Source organism: Pseudoalteromonas sp. bablab_jr011, from assembly GCF_016464045.1.
Lineage (GTDB): Bacteria > Pseudomonadota > Gammaproteobacteria > Enterobacterales > Alteromonadaceae > Pseudoalteromonas > Pseudoalteromonas lipolytica.
This window is the reverse complement of sequence record NZ_JACDWU010000235.1, coordinates 22,183-41,301: the sequence shown is the minus strand read 5'-3', so window position 1 is coordinate 41,301 and position 19,119 is coordinate 22,183. Positions and strand designations below refer to the sequence as shown.

General features: G+C 38.2%; 15 protein-coding genes. 4 read left to right on the top strand and 11 right to left on the bottom strand.

The window, feature by feature from the left end:
• Nucleotides 1–31 precede the first annotated feature (31 nt).
• Nucleotides 32–1,627: a carboxylesterase/lipase family protein gene (locus JIG41_RS14060; protein ID WP_199524972.1), complete on the top strand. Its 1,596-nt coding sequence runs from the start codon at nucleotides 32–34 to the stop codon at nucleotides 1,625–1,627.
• Nucleotides 1,628–1,667: 40 nt separating this feature from the next.
• Here JIG41_RS14060 and JIG41_RS14055 read toward each other — a convergent pair whose 3' ends face one another.
• The 3 genes from JIG41_RS14055 to JIG41_RS14045 all read right to left on the bottom strand — a co-directional run bounded on the left by JIG41_RS14055 (nucleotide 1,668) and on the right by JIG41_RS14045 (nucleotide 4,098).
• Nucleotides 1,668–2,387 carry a Sir2 family NAD-dependent protein deacetylase gene (locus tag JIG41_RS14055; RefSeq protein ID WP_074988568.1) on the bottom strand — a complete coding sequence of 240 codons (720 nt, stop codon included), beginning with the start codon at nucleotides 2,385–2,387 and terminating at the stop codon, nucleotides 1,668–1,670.
• Complete coding sequence (locus tag JIG41_RS14050) at nucleotides 2,384–3,406, bottom strand: kelch repeat-containing protein (RefSeq protein WP_199524971.1); 1,023 nt, start codon at nucleotides 3,404–3,406, stop codon at nucleotides 2,384–2,386. The genes JIG41_RS14055 and JIG41_RS14050 overlap by 4 nt, the downstream gene beginning before the upstream one ends.
• Nucleotides 3,407–3,468: 62 nt before the next feature.
• Nucleotides 3,469–4,098: an NAD(P)-dependent oxidoreductase gene (locus JIG41_RS14045; protein WP_036972354.1), complete on the bottom strand. Its 630-nt coding sequence runs from the start codon at nucleotides 4,096–4,098 to the stop codon at nucleotides 3,469–3,471.
• A 102-nt stretch (nucleotides 4,099–4,200) separates the two neighbouring features.
• On the opposite strand from JIG41_RS14045, the gene JIG41_RS14040 reads away from it, so the two are divergent.
• Nucleotides 4,201–5,085: a LysR family transcriptional regulator gene (locus JIG41_RS14040; RefSeq protein ID WP_182396442.1), complete on the top strand. Its 885-nt coding sequence runs from the start codon at nucleotides 4,201–4,203 to the stop codon at nucleotides 5,083–5,085.
• 45 nt (nucleotides 5,086–5,130) lie between these two features.
• Complete coding sequence (locus JIG41_RS14035) at nucleotides 5,131–5,382, top strand: TIGR03643 family protein (protein WP_036972356.1); 252 nt, start codon at nucleotides 5,131–5,133, stop codon at nucleotides 5,380–5,382.
• Nucleotides 5,383–5,446: 64 nt separating this feature from the next.
• Here JIG41_RS14035 and JIG41_RS14030 read toward each other — a convergent pair whose 3' ends face one another.
• Entirely contained in the window at nucleotides 5,447–5,701 is a 255-nt protein-coding gene (locus JIG41_RS14030) for a YfhL family 4Fe-4S dicluster ferredoxin (RefSeq protein WP_065978819.1), read from the bottom strand.
• A gap of 381 nt (nucleotides 5,702–6,082) precedes the next feature.
• Here JIG41_RS14030 and JIG41_RS14025 point away from each other — a divergent pair, with 381 nt between their 5' ends.
• Entirely contained in the window at nucleotides 6,083–6,454 is a 372-nt protein-coding gene (locus tag JIG41_RS14025; protein ID WP_182396751.1) for a hypothetical protein, read from the top strand.
• A 57-nt stretch (nucleotides 6,455–6,511) separates the two neighbouring features.
• Here the strand turns inward: JIG41_RS14025 and JIG41_RS14020 are convergent, their stop codons facing one another.
• The 7 genes from JIG41_RS14020 to JIG41_RS13990 all read right to left on the bottom strand — a co-directional run bounded on the left by JIG41_RS14020 (nucleotide 6,512) and on the right by JIG41_RS13990 (nucleotide 19,119).
• A complete protein-coding gene (locus JIG41_RS14020) occupies nucleotides 6,512–7,612 on the bottom strand; it encodes a cell division protein FtsZ (RefSeq protein ID WP_182396750.1) in 1,101 nt (366 codons plus the stop codon).
• Between the two features lie 63 nt (nucleotides 7,613–7,675).
• Nucleotides 7,676–8,650 carry a YafY family protein gene (locus JIG41_RS14015; protein ID WP_199524970.1) on the bottom strand — a complete coding sequence of 325 codons (975 nt, stop codon included), beginning with the start codon at nucleotides 8,648–8,650 and terminating at the stop codon, nucleotides 7,676–7,678.
• A 79-nt stretch (nucleotides 8,651–8,729) separates the two neighbouring features.
• The gene (locus JIG41_RS14010; protein ID WP_199524969.1) at nucleotides 8,730–11,246 is read right to left on the bottom strand and encodes a hypothetical protein; all 2,517 of its coding nucleotides are present in this window, start codon (nucleotides 11,244–11,246) and stop codon (nucleotides 8,730–8,732) included.
• A gap of 524 nt (nucleotides 11,247–11,770) precedes the next feature.
• Nucleotides 11,771–13,069: an McrC family protein gene (locus JIG41_RS14005; protein ID WP_199524968.1), complete on the bottom strand. Its 1,299-nt coding sequence runs from the start codon at nucleotides 13,067–13,069 to the stop codon at nucleotides 11,771–11,773.
• Complete coding sequence (locus tag JIG41_RS14000) at nucleotides 13,069–15,192, bottom strand: AAA family ATPase (protein WP_118845132.1); 2,124 nt, start codon at nucleotides 15,190–15,192, stop codon at nucleotides 13,069–13,071. The genes JIG41_RS14005 and JIG41_RS14000 overlap by 1 nt, the downstream gene beginning before the upstream one ends.
• 157 nt (nucleotides 15,193–15,349) lie before the next feature.
• Complete coding sequence (locus JIG41_RS13995; RefSeq protein ID WP_199524967.1) at nucleotides 15,350–15,661, bottom strand: CRISPR-associated ring nuclease; 312 nt, start codon at nucleotides 15,659–15,661, stop codon at nucleotides 15,350–15,352.
• Between the two features lie 512 nt (nucleotides 15,662–16,173).
• The gene (locus JIG41_RS13990) at nucleotides 16,174–19,119 is read right to left on the bottom strand and encodes a TonB-dependent receptor (RefSeq protein ID WP_199524966.1); all 2,946 of its coding nucleotides are present in this window, start codon (nucleotides 19,117–19,119) and stop codon (nucleotides 16,174–16,176) included.

The window sequence follows — 19,119 nt, the reverse complement described above, 5'->3', positions numbered from 1 at the left end:
TAAGCCTAACCAAAACAGTCTGGGCTATGTTATGACATCGCGTATTTTAAAATCGATTTTCTATTCCTCTCTTATGTTAGGCTCAGCCCTGTTTCTACAAGGCTGCCAAGACCAACCACAATCCGACCATGTAGCAGTAAGTGGCGGCCTTATTCAAGGACAACAGCAAGGGCGAGTTATTGCCTATAAAGGCATTCCCTATGCAGCGCCCCCTGTGGGAAACTTACGCTGGCGAGCCCCTCAACCGGTTACTAAATGGCAAGGTGTCAAGGTATTGGAAAATTATGCCCCCGATTGCATGCAAAAACCATTTGCTGGCGATGCTGCACCATTAGCAACCACGCCATCAGAAGACTGTTTGTATTTGAATGTGTTTAAACCCGCCAAACACAGTGATAGCCTTTACCCTGTTGTAGTTTGGATCCATGGTGGCGGCTTTGTAAACGGTGGGGCTTCACCAGCAGTATACTCTGGCGAAAGCTTTGCAAAACAAGGTGTTATTTTTGTCAGCTTTAATTATCGTTTAGGTCGATTCGGCTTTTTTGCGCACCCTGCCCTCACACGATTTGAAAATGATGCACTGGGTAACTACGCATTAATGGACCAAATTGCAGCGCTTGAATGGGTGAAAAAAAATATCGCTCAATTTGGTGGCGATGCATCAAAGGTGACATTAATGGGTGAATCTGCAGGTGGTGCATCAGTGCATGCGATGATGCAAACGCCGGCTGCTAATAATTTATTTCAGCAAGCAGTTATTATGTCTGCTGGTGGCCGAGACCTATTTAAACAACGGCCTTTACACAGTAATGACGACACGGTGTTAAGCGCAGAACAAATCGGTGAAAACTTTGCTAAGCAGCATACAATTTTAGGCAGCGATGAAAACGCGCTGGCTGCACTTCGTGAGTTACCTGCCGAAGATATTATCGATGACCTCAACTTAAGCACGCTACACCAACAAAATACCGACGTACCAAACTATGTTGGAGGCCCCATTATTGATGGCACCATTATTAGTGCATCAACCGAAACGCGTTTAAGAAAAGGGACATTTAGCCACATACCAGCCATGGTTGGCACTACAGACAGGGATTTAGGGTTTGCAGGATTTGCTTCAAAAGACGCTTTATTCGACAGCTTTGCTGGGCACAGCACACAAGCAAGAATGACATACGACGCCAATGGCGACACTCCACTGCCCGTGCTTAATTATCAGATTGGTCAAGATGCACAAATGCAAGAACCTGCTCGATTTGTTGCTAAACGCATTTCAGATATGGGCAAGCAGGCTTATTTGTACCGCTTTGGCTATGTGGCGCAAACTTTAGATAAACCAGGAGCTGAGCATGCCAGCGAGATTCCGTATTTCTTTAATACGGTGCAAGCAAAATACGGTCATGTTACCACCGAACAAGACAAGCAAGCGGCTAAAATTATGCACCGTTATGTTACTAACTTTATTAAATTAGGCACGCCAAATGGCCCGGGACTCCCGAAGTGGTCTGCGTTTAAACATGATGAGCCATTTTTACTGCAAATGAATAAAACAGGTACCGCAGAGTTTTTACCTGACCCATTACAAGCTCGGTTAAACATCACCGAAGCAAAAGCAGAACAACAATAATCAATAGACGAGGCGCGTAATATAAGCGCCTCGTTAGCTTTTAACCTTGCTGCTGTACGTACTCAAGTGCCGTCATTTTTTTGTAGGTCACATTAGGATGAAACACATGCGTGGGTTCTGGGTCTACCACTTCGATAGGCGTTCCCTGACTTCGTGCAATATTAAGTGCCATTTGCGTAATATTGACACTAAACGAGGTGCCTATAAATACAATTTTATTAGCATCGAGCATACGTTGCTGCGCCTCAGAAATACGATAAAGTTCGGTGTAATACTCATCGAATAACAACACATACGGCTTAAACGATTGATTAACAATAGGACTTTCATTACTAATGTTGAACACCTCAAGTAATGAATGGTGTAAGTTATCTTCGTTTACTTTATCCCATGGAGCGTTGAAGGCCATCACTTCATCACCTTGATTGTGAAAGACCGTCATTTGATCTAAACGACCGTGAATCGCAATGTAATCGGTGTTACCCGCCTTTCCATCAAGGCCATCAATGTTTTGTGTTATAAGGTTTTTATCGCTCAACCAATGATGAACTTCGTTCGGACCATGATGTCGGTACGTTGCAAAGCGATGGTAATACCACGCTAAAAATTCGCGTGGGTTGTTTTGATACATCGCACGTGTTGCCATTTCCATCGGCGTGTAGTTTTTGCTGCCAATGGTCCAAAATCCATCTTCGCCACGAAAAGTTGGGATCCCGCTTGCGGCACTCACCCCTGCGCCTGTGATATAGAGTGTATTCATAATGATAACTGTACCTTGTAGCCTAGCGCATCGGGTGTTACTTGCTGGTTATTGTTCATGCCCCCAATGCGATACAAACTGCCTTGATGTTCTAATAATCCGCGGTGATCCATACTGGCGGTATTTGCCTTTGGCATCGCGTGCCAATCATTGCTGTCGACATCAAAACGCCACACATGATCGCTTGCAGGGGCTGGTTTACCATCGTAACCCATGCCATTGTAATTATAGGGATTCGCTGAACCACCCATCATATATATATCGCCATTAAAGCTGGTTGCTGCCATGCGATAATGTGCCACGCCAGTGGGATGAGGAATCGTTCGCCAATCAATTTTTAAGGGGTTATTAGCATCAATGGTTCCTTTTAGGCACTGTGGAACCGCAGCAAACGAGCGACGTTTATCAGCATTCGCTTTGGTTTCTACGCCATCACAAACCAACATAGTATTGCCGCTAATGGCAGCCGCTTGACCAAACACCGGTTTCCCTAAAAATGGTGAAGCCTGTTGCCATGTATCCGTTTTAATATCGTAAACTTGCACTAAGTTTACGTTACCATCGTTATGCCAACCACTGACTAAATAAATATAACGTTGTTTATATGCCAAAGCGACACTGTCATCTACCGGCACTGGCATGCTGGTAAGTGGGGTGTATGAATTAGTAATCACATCATAACGATACACATCTGGGGTCGATACCTCTTGATGATCATGGCTTACTGTATAGCCACCAAACACATAAGCCTGTTCACCAACTCCTACCGCGGTACTTGCTAAACGACCCGTTAAAGGTTGAGTGCTCGGTACCTCTTTAGCTGCGTGCCAAGAATCATCACCAACTTTGAGTACCCATACTTTATTGTGAATATCATGATGTGCTTTACCCTTACCTAGTCCCATAAAACTTAAAAAGTAAGCTTGTTCATGAATAACTACTTTAGCAACCGCATTATTGGCTACCGGTTCTGGTAAGGCTGGAATTGTTGCAAGTGCAATAGAAAATAGCAGGCTCATAAGATGAATAAACGACTAAAAACAGACGTTAAGAATACCATTTTATGAGCCCGAGGAAAGGCCTAGTAAGCAATACTAATACGTTGATTTAAATGTGCTGCAGATTGCGCTTCATCAAGCATGGCTTTAGCATAATCGGTTACTGATATTTTGCTTTCGCCGTTTGAGTCAGTAAAGAAGCTGTCGCCTCCTACACGATAAGGGCCCTCTGAATCACCAGGATAAATTACCGCAGCAGGGGATACAAAGGTCCAAGGTGTATCTGCTGTTGATGTTCTAAACACCTCAAGCGCTTCACCTTGCGCACGTGCTTCATCTTTATATTCAGCTGGAAAATCAGGGCTAGAGATCAACGTGACACCCGGTGCAACCTCTAAACTACCGGCGCCCCCTACCCATAAAATACGTATGCCAGTGCCAGCCAATGCACTCAGTAATTGTTGAGCACTGTTAGCCACAATCTCATGATTACCAAGAGCACGACCACCAATAGCCACAATTACTACATCGCTGCCTGCTGCGGCGTTTGCTATATCGTCTTTTGTTAAATCAAATTCAGTTACCGTGACATTATCTTGGGTTACTTTACCTGCGTCTCTTACTAACACATTAACTTGGTGACCGCGTGTTAATGCTTCTGAAGTAATGTGGCTACCAATCCAGCCTGATGCGCCTAATACTGCTAATTTCATGAGGAATACTCCGTTGTTTGTTTCATTAACAGCAGTTTACTTGTTCACCATTTACTGATAAATACACTACATAGATACACATTGTTTCATATTAAGATACCAATGGATAAACTCAATTCAATTACAAGCTTTGTCGAAGTGGCGCGCACAGGGAGTTTTACACAGGCCGCTGAACACTTAGGTTTAAGCCGACTACAAGTATCAAGACATATTCAAGATATTGAAAAGTGGCTTAATTTAAGATTGTTTCATCGAACAACGCGTAAAGTCAGTTTAACTATTCAAGGCGAAGAAGCGCTAAGCTATTGCCAGCAAATATTAAATCAAGTGTCTGACTTACAAAGCCGTGCTCACAGTCATAACAATGAATTAGTCGGTACAATTCGACTCGCATCTCCCATTGGTCTTGGGCAACATAAACTGTTTGAGGCCATTGAAGCATTTACCAAGCGCCATCCACAAACTCGGTTTGAGTTATTACTGTCCGATAGTCTATCGCAGCTTGTTGATGACCGCGTAGATATTGCCCTGCGCTATATCCACCAGCCTGATGAAGGGTTAATTGCTCGCAAGCTTATGTATATAGCAACAGCGGTATGCGCATCGAAGGCGTATTTAGCACAGCACAATACAATAAGCGACCCCAATGACTTAGCTACGCATAATTGCCTTGTCCATAAAAAACACAGCGTGTGGCAGTTTCAACGTAACGGTAATACACAAAAGGTCACCGTTAAGGGCAACATAGTCGCCAATGATATGGGCGTATTACTCAAAGCAGCTAAACAAGGAATGGGGATTGCTCACTTACCCTGCGATTTAGCGAATGATCATTTGTTATCCGGTGAGCTTATAAAAGTGCTGCCAGAGTATACAACCGTTGGTTCACATATATGGGCAGTGTATTTATCGCGAAATTTTCAACAAAATGTAGTGCGAGCCTTTATCGACTTTTTAGCAGAGCAGTGGCATCACGATATTTTGTAATCTAAATGCGCTGCAGGCACGTACAACTAGCAAAAAGGAGTCGTAATGCAGCACTTAGACCACGAAATATCACGCATCATTGAAATGGCGTGGGAAGACAGAACCCCGTTCGAAGCAATAAAGCAACAATTTGGCTTAAATGAAAAAAGCGTGATCGCTTTAATGCGCCAGCAGCTAACAAACTCAAGCTTTAGACTCTGGCGAAAACGCGCAACAGGCAGGCAAACCAAACATTTAAAACTTCGCCACCCCGATATCTCAAGAGGTTACTGTAAGACCCAATATAAGCACAGGTAAACCTGTAGACATATCGGTTTAGTACAAAGGCGATTCGTTGTTAAAAAACGCCAAACAGACTTAGCTATGTTGCCTCAGTTGTTAGCTGTACATATTTTTCAGCAAGCTCATCGAGTGACTCGCGGTGATTTGGATCAGGCTTAATACAATCAATAGGACACACACTAACACAGGTCGGGTTATCATAATGCCCGACACACTCAGTGCATTTATTAGGATCAATTTGATAAATCTTTGCGCCCATGTAAATAGCTTCGTTCGGACATTCTGGATCACACATATCACAGTTAATACATTTGTTATTGATGAGTAATGCCATGACAAACCTTACAGGAAGATAAAGAAGTTACGCTTTTAAAACCTTCACCGAAAATTTCAAAACATAACAAAAATTGCAGCCGCGTAATATAGTTTGCAATGAGCAAACATTCTTTGATCTAGATCAAGCTCTACACCCGCATCACGCTCTAATCATTCAAGATTGAATGATTAACTTTAGTCAGGAGCCATCAACCGAACATAAATTGCGTAAAGAGATTAGTGAGCTGTTTTATAACATTTAGAATTGGCTTATCCCTACCAGCGTTGTTAGCAAACTCCACATAAGAAACAAATTTTTCGCAGAAATGTGGCTATGAGGAAGGGTTCTAAATTGGACTTAACCGAGTAATGTCGGGAGATATAATTTTAGGAGTCCTATATGAATAGCAAAGTTGGTATTTTTTGGTTCGTTGAAAACACATTAGTCTATAAAGCTCAAAATGCTATCGACTTAAAGGCAGATCAACTTGGTTTTATCGATAGCCCACTGCAACACCAAGTCGAATGGGAGGAGAATAATATTTACCAATTGTTTGGGTTAACACTATTCAACAGTGACTACTACAACTTTCCCAGAGGCCGAGTTATTTTTAATACAAAGCTCAATACATCGTATGTCTATTTAGACAAAAAATTGTTTAAAAAGTATATAGTTAAAAAGATAAAAGCTAATTTTTTTTGGCGCATACAAACATCAAGTTCTTTACAGATCCTCATTACCATTGCTTTGGTAGTATTTAGTAAAAGTTAAATATTATCTAAATCTGAGCGCTGATACACAGTGTATAAGCGCTTAAAAGTTACAAAGCTATTTACCTGAAGGTGCGGGAGATTGGCTACGTATAAATGCTGGAATATCAAAAATATCATTTTTAGTAGATACAACTCGTTTAGGCGCTTTTTCTGGCTCGGCTTGAGGTGGCGTTTCTTCCCATGAATTAGATTTAATAAGCTTACTTTTTGCACCTGTAGCAATCACTAATATTTCAAAATTATTAGCAAGACTAGTTATTTTGGAAGCACCGCAAATAACCACCGCATTCGGGCTCACTTGTTGGCGTACTGTATCCATAATGGTGTTGTAACTGCCTAATGAAATCTCATCGACACAATTAATTTGTACAATAACACCTGTGCTTGTACTCATATCAACACTACAAACCAGAGGGTTGCTCAGAGCTTGCGTAAGAGCTGTTTGTAAATCGCTTTCATCGGCGCATTTACCTACCCCCAAGACAGCATCGCCTTGTGCATCCATTACTCTTTGAAAGTCGCGAAGATCTACGTTAATTAATCCCTGATAACACAACATATCAATAAGAGACGTAATTAAAGAATGTAAAATTTGATTGCTGTGTTTAAAGGCATCAAATAAGCCTATGTCATTGCCTAGCACTTCAATAAGTTGATCATTTGGCAAAGTAACTACAGCATTAGCATATTGCTTTAATTCATCAAGCCCTTGCTCGGCTACTTTTCGCCTAAAGTCCCCCTCACTGGTAAAGGGTAAAGTGGCAATACAGATTACGGGCTTATTTAGATCTTTGGCTAACTTAGCTATGTATGGGCTTGCGCCTGTACCTGTGCCTCCGCCTAAGCCAGTTGCGCATAAAAGAATATCGCAGCTTTTAATAAGCGTTAATAATTGCTCTTCACTTTCTTGTGCGGCGAGTAGCCCTATTGCTGGGTCTGCACCAGCACCATAGCCGTTTGTAAGCTCTGCACCTATCAACACAAAGTCATCACTTTGAGAGTGTTCTAATACAACCTTATCGGTATTAACGTTATAAAACTTCGTTTGTGGATTTTGAACCTCATTAAAAATGGTATTAACTGTGTTACAGCCACAGCCGCCAATACCAAACACGCCAATAGACAAGCCATCTAACTTTTCAACTAATTCAAACATTGCAGCTCCTTATTTTTTAAAGAGCATAGCAACAAGGTGCGTCAATATTTGACGCACCTAAACTTACTGATTATAAATATTAGCGGCAGCCTTTATTTTTTTAATGACTCTGTTACGAATAACCACAGGCTCGATGACCTCTAACCAATGAGCTAATTTAAACAATTCATCAATTAATTGTTGAGTATCATCTACTTTAAAAGTGAGTAAGGAGGTTTGTGCGTCTAATTGCTGCTTTTCGATTAGCTCTCCAAGCTCTATAAACCCTTGATTAATTGCCGATTGAGTAGGCACTTTGATGACCAAGTTAATTGGCTCTTGGCGTTTACCTTTATTAATTGCCAATCGTAATGAGCTTAACTGCTCAAGATTTGGTTCACGCCGTGTTTTTTGGAGTACCTTAACATTACGAATCCGATATACTGGCATTTGATAGCATTTATCGTGAAGCTCACCCACCATAAACTGCGCCATTAAAATACCATTGTCTTCCTCAAGCCCATAAAAACTGAGTTCAGAAAAGGCCAACCAGTGCGCTTGGTCATATAAAACGCGATAAATCTCAGCACTAGCTGAACGATTATGTTTTATTGCATGCTCGATTTGTTCAACAACCTTGCTGTCAAGATTCACCTCAATCGAGCTATTACTTTTTAGCTTTAACCACTCAGGTTTGATGCCATTTAGTCGCTGTAACGCAATATCAGCTTTAGCATGAATTGCTTGTTTAATATCTACAGGAATATTTTGCGGCAGAAGCTGCTCAAGCATTAAGTAATGCTGAGCAAGCTCTGTGCTCATCACTGTCGAATTTCCACGCCATTCCTTACTAATAGACCAACCATAAGGCTTTGTTCGCGTGTCTTTTTCAAGGCCAAAACAGCCTTGCTCGTATAAAGATTGCAGGTCGCGTTGTAGCATGCGAGTAGAGAGCTTAATGCCACTATCAAAGAGTTTATTTTTAAGCTGGTTAATAGAGATAGAGCTTGGCTGTGAAGGCAAAAGCTCTAGAATTGTTAAATGGCGTTGTGAGCTCATGGTAAAACACTAATTATGTAATTATATTTCATCATCTTCGGAGTTTTTATAAAAATATCTCAACCTAGTTTTAAAAATATTATTCATTAAATACTAAATCAAAGTGCTCTTCTAATGGTTCAATACGGCTTTCAAACCAACTTAAAAGCTCTTTAATAGCCTGCTGATTTTTAGTAAACAAATCTATGTTGTGGTAGTTCACATTAAATTGCCCATCTTTATAGAATAAGCTTTGCTCTTCATCAAATAATCTATTCGATATACCGTTTTGATTGATTATCCACCCCTCTGGTGGGGTATCATCTTCATTAAGGTCCTCAAGGAAAAACTCGTTTGTTATTGAGCAAAGCATAATGCCAAAAAACACTAAAATTTCGTATGTGCTCAAGCTACAATGAGAAAAAGTTAATGGCTTTAAATTTAAGGTAAATAATAAAGCCTGCCTCATATCATCATATTGCTCTTTCGAAGCAATACTTCCGAAAACAGAAATTTCATCAGTATCAATAACAACTTGGCAAACATCGTCGTCTTCACTCTGGTAGTTTATTTCTAGCGTGTCATCAAATCTAACAATTTCTATTGTATTACTTTCGTATCTAATGGTTTGAATTAATTCATCTACATTATTTTTAATTCCCAACACTCTTAATTCTTTAATACTGTCTGCTAATTGATAATGAAGAACTTCAATAATTTTAAAAAAGTCTTTGGCTAATTTTTTGCTCTTTCTTAATTCGTAAACGTGAGTAATAACGTCACCCTTCAATAAAAAAACTAATTGAAGAAGGTTGTTTTCATCAAAAATTAAAGCTTTATTTTTGTAAGCCTTATATTTATATGGAGTTCCTAAAACATTTTCATCAGGAATAATTCCATTACCGTTTTTATTTAAAAAACTATCATTAACGTGATTGTCTTTATGTCGAACGCTATGCTCTGAGTACTCATCAGAATAGCTATTCCAAGGGATGTTTTGCATCATAAATTCGTATGCTTCAGGGCTATTACCTGGCGCTTGAATTTTAACGTCATGCTTTCTTGCTGATAGCTGCCTTACTAAGCAGCCAGCTTTGAGTTTACTGTTATATGAGCAAATTACTTGTTTAGTCTGTAATGTCTCAAAGTAATCATCTACGACCCTTTCGTATACTTTAATTCGTTGATCTTCTGATTCATCAATTAGTTTCCACCCTTGCTTTGGTTTTAGAACTTTCCCGTTAGAGATAGTAGGGGTAAGGTGTACATTTCCGGTTTGACTGTGCATGAGATCAGGAAACGCATCAATATGTTTGCAAATAAATTTAAGTTCTCTATTTCGTTGTTCTTTACTTGCAAATCTTTGAGCAAATCTATTTCTATTATCGACAACGTGTGAGCCATCTAGGTCATGACTGGTTAATTTTTTTACCCCCCATTTAGAGTACTGATACCATAGCTCACCGTCTAACTCAGAAAATACAAAGTTACAATCTGTAGAAAATTTATTTGCTGTTGGGTCTTTCCAATATAAACCACTGCTTGAAAACTCTTGTAATTGGCTAAGATCAAACCACTCTGGCGTGATTTTGTTATCGTAAGCTTGAATTAACGCTACGCAAATTTCATCTATTACCTCAGGGGAAACATCTCTATTTAGTTCATATTCAATATCAAACTGAAGTGAAGGTGATGTTTGCTCACAAATAGAGCCTAACTGAAAGGGGATGATACATTTAAGTAATTTAGAATATATTAACAGTGTCTGTTCTTTTTCATCGAACATGGCATAAGCCGGACTATCGTCGTTATATATTTTTATATCTGTTTGGCCGTGTATTTCCAAAACCTCGGTAGCATCTTCGGATGTGGCGCTGTAATTATTGAACTTAATAAGCTCAAGTAACTGTTCTCTATATTGAGCTGCATTTTCTAATCGTTCATCGCCATCTTTACCTCTGCTCTCAAAATCCGCTAACTGATTATCCATAAAAGCAGCTACAGCTAGTAAATTTTCAGAACGAGAAAACAGCCCCCAAATTTCAACTTCACCATTTTCAAGCTCATCATGGTAATGGCCATCTGCTAAGCAATTCCCTCCCAATCGCTGGCCCCAACGCTCTATTTCTGAAGTTTGGCTTGCAGGTGACCAGAAGTAATCCCCTAGGTCCAAGTCTTTCTTTGCTTCGTTTGTATTTTCTAAAAACACCTTGCGGTCAATATTTCTAAACCAATCTTCAGCAAGATTTAATAAGCCTTTAAAATGGGAGTGTTCAATGGAACGCATGTTTTTTAGTGCTTTTGCATGTAAATCGCCCTTAGTTTTCTTTTTACTAATTTCAACGAGTTCATTGATAAACTTTGTAATTTTATGTAGGTCTTTTTCTAGTTGCTCATTTGGTTTAAAGCGATGGACCTCTTCACCTTTACTCAATAGTGAATTCGCCCAGTCTGGTAAATGATCTTTACTTATTTGGGACTGGATAGCAAAAGAGTCATTTGCTTTTGCATATTTAACTGTTTTAGAAACGATTAAGTCTCGGTAGTCCGCTGGTAGCTTTTTAAACTTAGATGCTGCATAAGCTTCAATTGCTTCTGGGTAAATGTAATTAGGCATGAGTTTATTCCATCCTTGTTAAAATATTTATATTTATAACCTTTCAAAGTAACAGCCAAAAATTATCAGTTATTAACTTAGCCTTTACGCACCAAAAAAGGTATATCGCTTAATAGTGTTTCGAAAATATTCTTGAAAACAAACCAACAAACCAACAAACCAAATCCTACATATCATATTAAAACTCAAAAGATAATTCCCTTTTTAAGTTCTGAGGAAATTCCATTACTATTACATAGTACTCATTTATTTCTTCAATCAAATACCTAAACTCATGCGAGTTTAGAGCAGGCCTTTCTTTCCCACACTTGACCATAAAAAAATTGCCGTATAACTCTTCAAACTTCCCTAAAGTGTCTAATGCACTTAACGTAAGAACGGCTAGATGCACTAAGCCCTAGCTTTAATCAATTCCTGACTTTTTATATTCTTCAACAACTCCGTTTTTAATTCTATTTTTATCAATCAACATAAAACTTAACCTTAAATTTTTACACGTAAAATGACTGTATACTTTTTAACGCTCAAAACGGTAACTCTATACGGTTTTCACTTTTGGGATTAATATCAAAAGGAACAACCCAGAGCTTTAACGTGCCACCTTCATAATTAAAACTGTGCGGGAACGCGCTAGTAAACACTTCCGTTTTTGGGTAAATAAGCACTAGAAAGCCTTTACCCTTTAAGTAAGTATGGCCATAGCCAAGCATCTGGTAAAAGTCAGCTTGAGAGAGACCAAACTTGTCTCTTCGCGCTGAATGTTTCTCGTTTATTACCTTCCATTTAGTATCCAAAACAATGTCACTATCCACTTTACGTGATATGTATAAATCAGGCTTTAGTAAAAAGTAAGGTATACTATCGTAATCAACTAACGATTTAGAGCCAACCTGCGCAGACAACTCGCCAATACCGGTTATATGCTTTTTTAAATACTGAGCAACAAAGCTTTCAAACACTGCTTCCATTGGAAACAACAACGAAAATGCATTACTTTTGCCCTGCAAAGTTAACGGGGAAAACCCATCAATAATTAGCTTTGTCCACGCCAGTGGGGCTTCGTAATACTTCATTCCTCTATCTAGCTTAACGCTGGCAAAGTCATTTTTTACATTATTACTTAGTGGTATGTCTGCAAAAGCAAATAATAACTCTTGCAGTAATTTTTGGTTATTAGCACAGCGGCTATAACCTTTCACCTTCACAAGTGCGGTGTGTATTAATCGATTAACAGGTCTATCTTGTAAATACTCTTCGTACTCAACATAAAACTTATGTTTATTGATAAAGTTATGCTTAACTTGCTTACCTACCAAAAGCTTACCTTTTAAAAAGGCAACGTTACCTTCTTTTAGTACATAGTCACTTTTAAGCCCGCGCTTTATTAAGGTATTTACAGAAGCTAAAAACTGGCTTATAAAAACCTCTAGTAAAGGTATTTTATTTTCAGCTAAATTAGCGTTATTAGTTTGTAAGTGCCTAAACTGCTTGAGTGATTTAAGCATCATTAGTAATGACGCACGCGAGGTGCTTTCATCACTATTTTTAGCTACTTTAGGCAATACCTCTATTTGAGTTCCATCGGGTGTGAAAATCACACCAGCATAGTTTTTAACTTGTAATACTTCACAGTTATCAACTTGCCCCAAGCGCATAAATCGACTTTCTGAGTCATCACATAAACATAACTTTCTTAAATATCTATATGCATTTCCAGAAATAGGTTGTATTTTAGGTGATGCTTGCGCTTTGACACTTATCTCATCATCATTACCTAAATAGCCAAACTCAAAAACTGTAGTTTGCTTTTTAACTTCCGACATTACTGAGCACTCAAAGGTATAACTTCACCTGCATCATCACTAATATTCGCAGGCCTTTTAAGCAATGTATCATCATAAATAGCCTGATAAGCTTTCGGGCTATTCCATACTGAACCTTCAGCGTTAAAATCAGCTAAGGTGTATGTGGTTTTAGTGTCTTCGTAGGTTTCTAAGCCATGATTTTCACCAAAAATATGGTTATATTCTTCGCTTTTAGATTCCACAAAAATATATTGTTTTAATTCACTTTTTTCTTTTCTGTTGTCACCTAAAACTAAGCGAATTTTATTCCAATCTTCAAAAAAGTACTCTTCAAGTAGCGGGATGATTTTATTTTTAAACGTGTTTTTAAGTTCACCAAAGGCTTTTTCTTCAGAACTATCTTCACTATTTAAAGCGTCTAAAACAGGAATTAAAAAAGCATGCCCTAATGTATGCTCTCGATCGTAAAGCACCTCAATACGCTTATTCATTGTTTTAAGTAACTGTTCTAAATTAATCCCCTTAACCACTTTATCTTTGAACAACTCAGGTTGTGGCATCATTTCAACAAAATCAAAACGGCGGCGCAGTGCCGTGTCCATCATGGCTAATGAGCGGTCAGCTGTGTTCATAGTGCCAATGATATAAAGGTTTTCTGGTACTGAAAATTTATCACCAGAGTATGGCAACCTCACTTCAAGGGCTTCATGCTTTCCTGAACGTTTAGATGGTTCGATTAAAGTGATCAACTCACCGAAGATCTTTGAAATATTTCCTCGGTTAATTTCATCAATGATTAAAACGTAGTTATCGGCTTGTTTTACTCTATGTGCAGTTTCTACATTGATACCCTGCTCAAGTAAATATGATAATGTGTTATTTACATTAAACCTGGAAAGTAAACAAAAAGTTGGGATGTGGAAGTTCTTACTATCATTTAAGCTTTTTAAATCAATTGAAAGATCTTTAGCTAACCATTTCACCGGAATTTGGTGGCAAAAATCAGGCCTTGTTGGCACTCCTCTTTCATTAAAAAAGTAATCTCCAGTTATAACACCAATCGCTTCAATTGAAGATTTACTATTTATACAAAGAATTAAATCGCCAACATCAGCTTCTTGAGTAAATGAAGTCAATGAGTTCTGATTGTTAGAACCAAGTCCATTAAAATAATCATTACGTTCCCCCGTACTTAAGTCACCAGTATCACTCCAGCCTATGACTGCGATATCGTTTTCATAACTATAAGTTTTTGCAGGGTTTTTGTTTGTACTTTCTATTGATATTTTCCAAACATTTCCTTTTGGATTAATTAAACTATCGGTGTCTAAATCAACTTGTTTAGTGGCAACATTACATATCTCTTTAAATATGCCGTCTTTTTTATAATAACTTAACTGCTCATTTTCAGTTTTAGCGCTAAGCCCCTCAACAAACTCTTCATACCCATAGCTTTGGTGAAATGTCACAAAACGAATACGATCATCATCTACCAAAGATTTGTAGAGTTTTGTAATCTCTTCTCTTTGTGTTTTTGCTGTACTCATAGCTGGGTTTCTTTTTAGCGCTTTGTATTTCTCTGGCTCAGCGGCTCTTACTGCGGCTTCAATTGTATGATAAGTTTTACCTGTTCCTGGAGGGCCATATAAAATTTGGTTTAAAGGACATAAAGAATCGTCATACTCACAGCTATCATTAATGAACTGTTGCTCTGTAGTATCTTGCTCTGTGGCTTCCTCATCCCCAGAATAATCTTTAGGGTTTCTTTGGGCCCCATCCATTTCACCATTTAATTGATCCTTTATATTTTCTAAAAATGGCGATAGCTCTTCAATTGAGCTTGGTTCTATAATTTTTCTTTCTTTAAAAAAATGTCTATTAACAGATACTCTTAATGTATCTGCAAAAAAACTTACTGAAATTCGTGGCTTTCCCTTTCCGTTTCTATCTTTTACACCAAACTTAAAGAAACGTTTTTTTTCTTTGGCGTTGTGTGTTGTGTAGCAATCACACTGTGGGAAATACTGACGAATCAAACCATAAACTTCAGTAAACAGTGCTTGCTGATCACTACTTCTAGACTTTAAGAACTCAGAATTAATTTCACTCATATAAGTACTTAAAAACTCTTCAAACTCCATTGTCACTCCTTTTATATTTTTTTGCTACACAATAATGCTAGCTTCAATAACTGTAGCGATGCATCTAATACATCGCTATTTATATGGCTTTGCATTCCGTAAATACATTTAGATTATTAATTATAACGTTTAAATCCTTGCTTAATTTTTTCACCTGTCATGCGCCAGTTGTGGAAGTTGTCACATGGCATATCCTAAGTACTGGCATCAAAACAGGTTGACCGTTTTGATCTTCAATACGCCAAATATTTTTCTCAGAAAACTCAATCTCTGGTAATTTGTAGTCTGTTAATAACTGTTGAAAATGACCTTGTTTGAATAGCCCATCTACCAGCAAAGGCTTGGCACTTTGAGTAGTGATTACATATAGTTCGTTTGGCAGACTTTTACCTTGCTTATGGATAGCAAACAAGGTTTCGGTAAGTACTTGAGGGCTAGCCCCTGTGATGATGAGTAATATGTGTTTCATTCAATTTCCTTTTGATGAAACTGAATAATATCTGAATATTAAATAAAATCAAAAAGTATGAGACTAATGCTATTTTTATGACTTATTGACGATAAATGTTTTGCGAACTTTCTCTAATACCTAAATTTAAAAAAAGAGTAGCACGCTACTCCTTCATTGCCCTCAAGCCACGCCTTACATTATCGTTGGCAATACGCTTTGCATTACCAAAATAGAAAAGTATATTTGCATACAATTCCCTCACTCGTATTATCAGAGTGAACTCAGATCTAGATCAAACAACACACCCGCATCACTCTCTAATCATTCAAGATTGAATGATTAACTGTAGTCAGGAAATACCAACCTAATTAGACAGTGAGACTAGTAAGGCACTTGAAGGTTAAAAATTAGGTTTTTAAATACACAGAAGTATTAAAAGTAGGCTTTGCAGATGTTCAAGAGAACTATATACACAAAAGGGAGTTAATAAATTAATTGGGTCTTTTATTAAGCACTTATATCTTGCAAAGTTAGTCTAACTTCAACGTAAATCCTAAAAAGAAGCTACGACCGCTTTTAGTTGTATTATAAGCACGATCATTAGAATCACTATACAGCTCTTGCCTTTCATCTGTCAGATTCAAACCTTCAAATGTGAGCTCAAGTTGATCAGAAAGCTTATACTTCGCCGAGAAGTCAATATAGTTTGTAGCATGATAACCAGACTCATCTTGGTCTGTATTACCAGACTCTACTGAAAGTATGTAGTTGCTCCTATAGGCCGATGAAATTCTCGCTTCCCAATCATCGGATTCATAATAAAAAGTTAGGTTATAACTTTGTTTTGATAAGCCTGCGAATGTTTTGAACTGATTCTTACCGGAGCCTTGTACGTTGCGATAAAGGGTTTTTCCATCTGCCCAAGTAAAGTTTGCATTGATACCAAAATTACTAAATGGGGAAGGTAAGAAATCAAAGTCTTTAATTAATGAAACTTCGAAGCCTTTTATGGTGGATGAGTCTGAGTTAACTGGTTTTGAAACCATAAATAAGTCATCAATTGAGTCCCCACTTTGTAATAATGAGGGTGGTAACCCCAATTCACTGTATTTGATCAAATCGACTTGTTCAATGACAAAGTTATTTATGTTTTTATAAAATAATGAAAATGATAAAAGGCCTTGATCATTAAAATACCATTCGTAGGACGAGTCAATATTCACAGACTCGAACGGGCTTAGTTCAGGGTTTCCAATTGAAATATTCCCAATTTGACCTTCCGCTCTCGATGCTTGAGAAACATTCGCAGAATAAGACAAATCAGATAACGAAGGGCGTGTAATATTTTTACTCGTTCCAAATCTCAGCAACATCTCATCTGCAAAGTCCCAAACCACGTTGAAGCTTGGCAGCCATTTTACGTAACTTCTATCACGTTGAGTTAGATTACCTTTTGAAAGCCCAATAGAGCTTAAATCTGTTTGAAACCAACGCAGGCCTATTTGGTAGTTTATAGGGTAAGTATCAGTGTTATTTTCTGATTTTAATACTGCATAGAAAGCGTTTGTTTTCTCTTCCACATTAAAATTTGTTGAGGGTATAACATACTCAGAACTCAATGAAAGATCGTTTAGGCCATAATAAGATTGAATTTCATCGATATCGGCTTCCACCCATTCCAAATCTGGATGTTGGCTAAACACCTGTGTGTTTTTCGATGACAATAACCCACTCTCACCATGTTCTGCTGATTCAGCAGTCGGATAATAAGAAAATACTCGGTCATGCCCTGAATTTTTTAAAGTACTATGAGTTAAGCCTAATTGCAGCTCTACCTCATGATTCACATCGTAAATAAGCTCTATTTTTGAGTTAAATACATTTGTGTCGACATAATTCTCCTGAAAATAGAGATCTTTTACTTTAAATTTTGAAGGATTAGTTGTATCAAAATTAGGTGAGTAACTAGTACCATAAAAAGGATCTTGCCTAAAATCAGTTATGATATGTAGATCATCCGCAATAATATTAACTTTATTTAATTTAGGCTGTTGATAGTCTGAGTCATTTGCCCCGATTACAAGGTTCAAACTCAAATCATTCTTCACAGTGTAATGTGTATCAATTGAAATTTGCTTGAAAACTGACTCATTAAAATCTTTACGGTTTTCAATTCTCCATGATGCATCTGGATACTCTGCATAAATTACTTCATTTTCAGTATTGTTTTCTTCCCAGATTACATTTGCTACGCGGTAGTTATTTTTAACCGCAAGATGATGTTCATCTAAGTCATTTTTTAGCGAGTTATACAGTAGATGTATTGCAGTCTCGAATTTACTGTTAGGCTTAAATTGAAATGCAGCTGTAACTCCCAACCTTTTTTGATTGTTATTCCATAAGGAGTATCGATGTCCCCTCGGATACCATAAACCTAATCTATCGAGGTACTCTTGCTGGTGGGCTAGTTTACCAACATACTGTTTATTTTCTTGCCTCCAACGAGTTGTATTTGTTCCATATTCTGTAGCGTTCCTTTCAGAGTATGTCGTTAAAATTAATCCACCCCAGTTATTCCATAAACCAGAATACATCATAGATACTCGGGGATCTGATTGCGGATTATTTGAATTGATACCATGTCGATATGAAAAAATACTAACGGGCTTTTTTAAATCGAAAGGTAAGGGGGTGCTTAACGCTACATTACCGCCTATTCCGCCTTCAAGCATGGAAGCGACGTACGATTTTTGTACATCAACTTGGCTAAACAATTCAGCTGAAAATAAGTTAAAGTCAAATGCCCTCGTACGTGATACAGCTCCTCTAGCATCCATTGGCGATGAGGTCATGCCCAGAGCTTCAATGCCATTGATTGTTACTTTTGTAAAATCAGGTCCAAGTCCTCTTAATGATATTTGCCTTCCTTCTCCTGCCTCCCGCGTGATAGAAACACCTGACACTCGCTGTAAAGAATCAGCCAAGTTTAAATCCGGAAAATCAGCAATATCTTCTGCTAAAATTGAATCCTGAGAGATTAATGCCAGTCGCTTGAGCTCACTCGCCTTTTTTAATGAATCGCGAAATCCCATAACAACGATTTCTTCGGGAATAGGCGAGCTTTGAGAAACGAAAGTATTTTTTAACACAGGCACGGAAGAAGGTTGTGATTTTTTTTGTTTAGGACAAATTGACAATACCCAACCAGAATTAATTTCACTCGCGCACAGTGGCGTCTCTTTAAGTAATCTAGAAATTAGCTGTCGCGCTGTAAAAGTTCCACTAACTGGGCCTGATTTATAACCTTGAATAAGGTTAGGATCATATAAAATTGTCTGTTCAACAGTCCGAGAAAACAAGTTTACAGCTTCCTCTAAAGACTGCTGTTCAAATCTAACCTGATATTGACTCAGCTGTGACGCCCATGCCCCACTCGACAGCAATAATAATCCCAATACCCAATATTTTATTAGCAT

Coding starts and splice junctions, on each gene's coding strand:
- JIG41_RS14060 (WP_199524972.1), top strand. CDS start 32: ATGACATCGCGTATTTTAAAATCGATTTTCTATTCCTCTCTTATGTTA.
- JIG41_RS14055 (WP_074988568.1), bottom strand. CDS start 2,387: ATGAATACACTCTATATCACAGGCGCAGGGGTGAGTGCCGCAAGCGGG.
- JIG41_RS14050 (WP_199524971.1), bottom strand. CDS start 3,406: ATGAGCCTGCTATTTTCTATTGCACTTGCAACAATTCCAGCCTTACCA.
- JIG41_RS14045 (WP_036972354.1), bottom strand. CDS start 4,098: ATGAAATTAGCAGTATTAGGCGCATCAGGCTGGATTGGTAGCCACATT.
- JIG41_RS14040 (WP_182396442.1), top strand. CDS start 4,201: ATGGATAAACTCAATTCAATTACAAGCTTTGTCGAAGTGGCGCGCACA.
- JIG41_RS14035 (WP_036972356.1), top strand. CDS start 5,131: ATGCAGCACTTAGACCACGAAATATCACGCATCATTGAAATGGCGTGG.
- JIG41_RS14030 (WP_065978819.1), bottom strand. CDS start 5,701: ATGGCATTACTCATCAATAACAAATGTATTAACTGTGATATGTGTGAT.
- JIG41_RS14025 (WP_182396751.1), top strand. CDS start 6,083: ATGAATAGCAAAGTTGGTATTTTTTGGTTCGTTGAAAACACATTAGTC.
- JIG41_RS14020 (WP_182396750.1), bottom strand. CDS start 7,612: ATGTTTGAATTAGTTGAAAAGTTAGATGGCTTGTCTATTGGCGTGTTT.
- JIG41_RS14015 (WP_199524970.1), bottom strand. CDS start 8,650: ATGAGCTCACAACGCCATTTAACAATTCTAGAGCTTTTGCCTTCACAG.
- JIG41_RS14010 (WP_199524969.1), bottom strand. CDS start 11,246: ATGCCTAATTACATTTACCCAGAAGCAATTGAAGCTTATGCAGCATCT.
- JIG41_RS14005 (WP_199524968.1), bottom strand. CDS start 13,069: ATGTCGGAAGTTAAAAAGCAAACTACAGTTTTTGAGTTTGGCTATTTA.
- JIG41_RS14000 (WP_118845132.1), bottom strand. CDS start 15,192: ATGGAGTTTGAAGAGTTTTTAAGTACTTATATGAGTGAAATTAATTCT.
- JIG41_RS13995 (WP_199524967.1), bottom strand. CDS start 15,661: ATGAAACACATATTACTCATCATCACAGGGGCTAGCCCTCAAGTACTT.
- JIG41_RS13990 (WP_199524966.1), bottom strand. CDS start 19,119: ATGCTAATAAAATATTGGGTATTGGGATTATTATTGCTGTCGAGTGGG.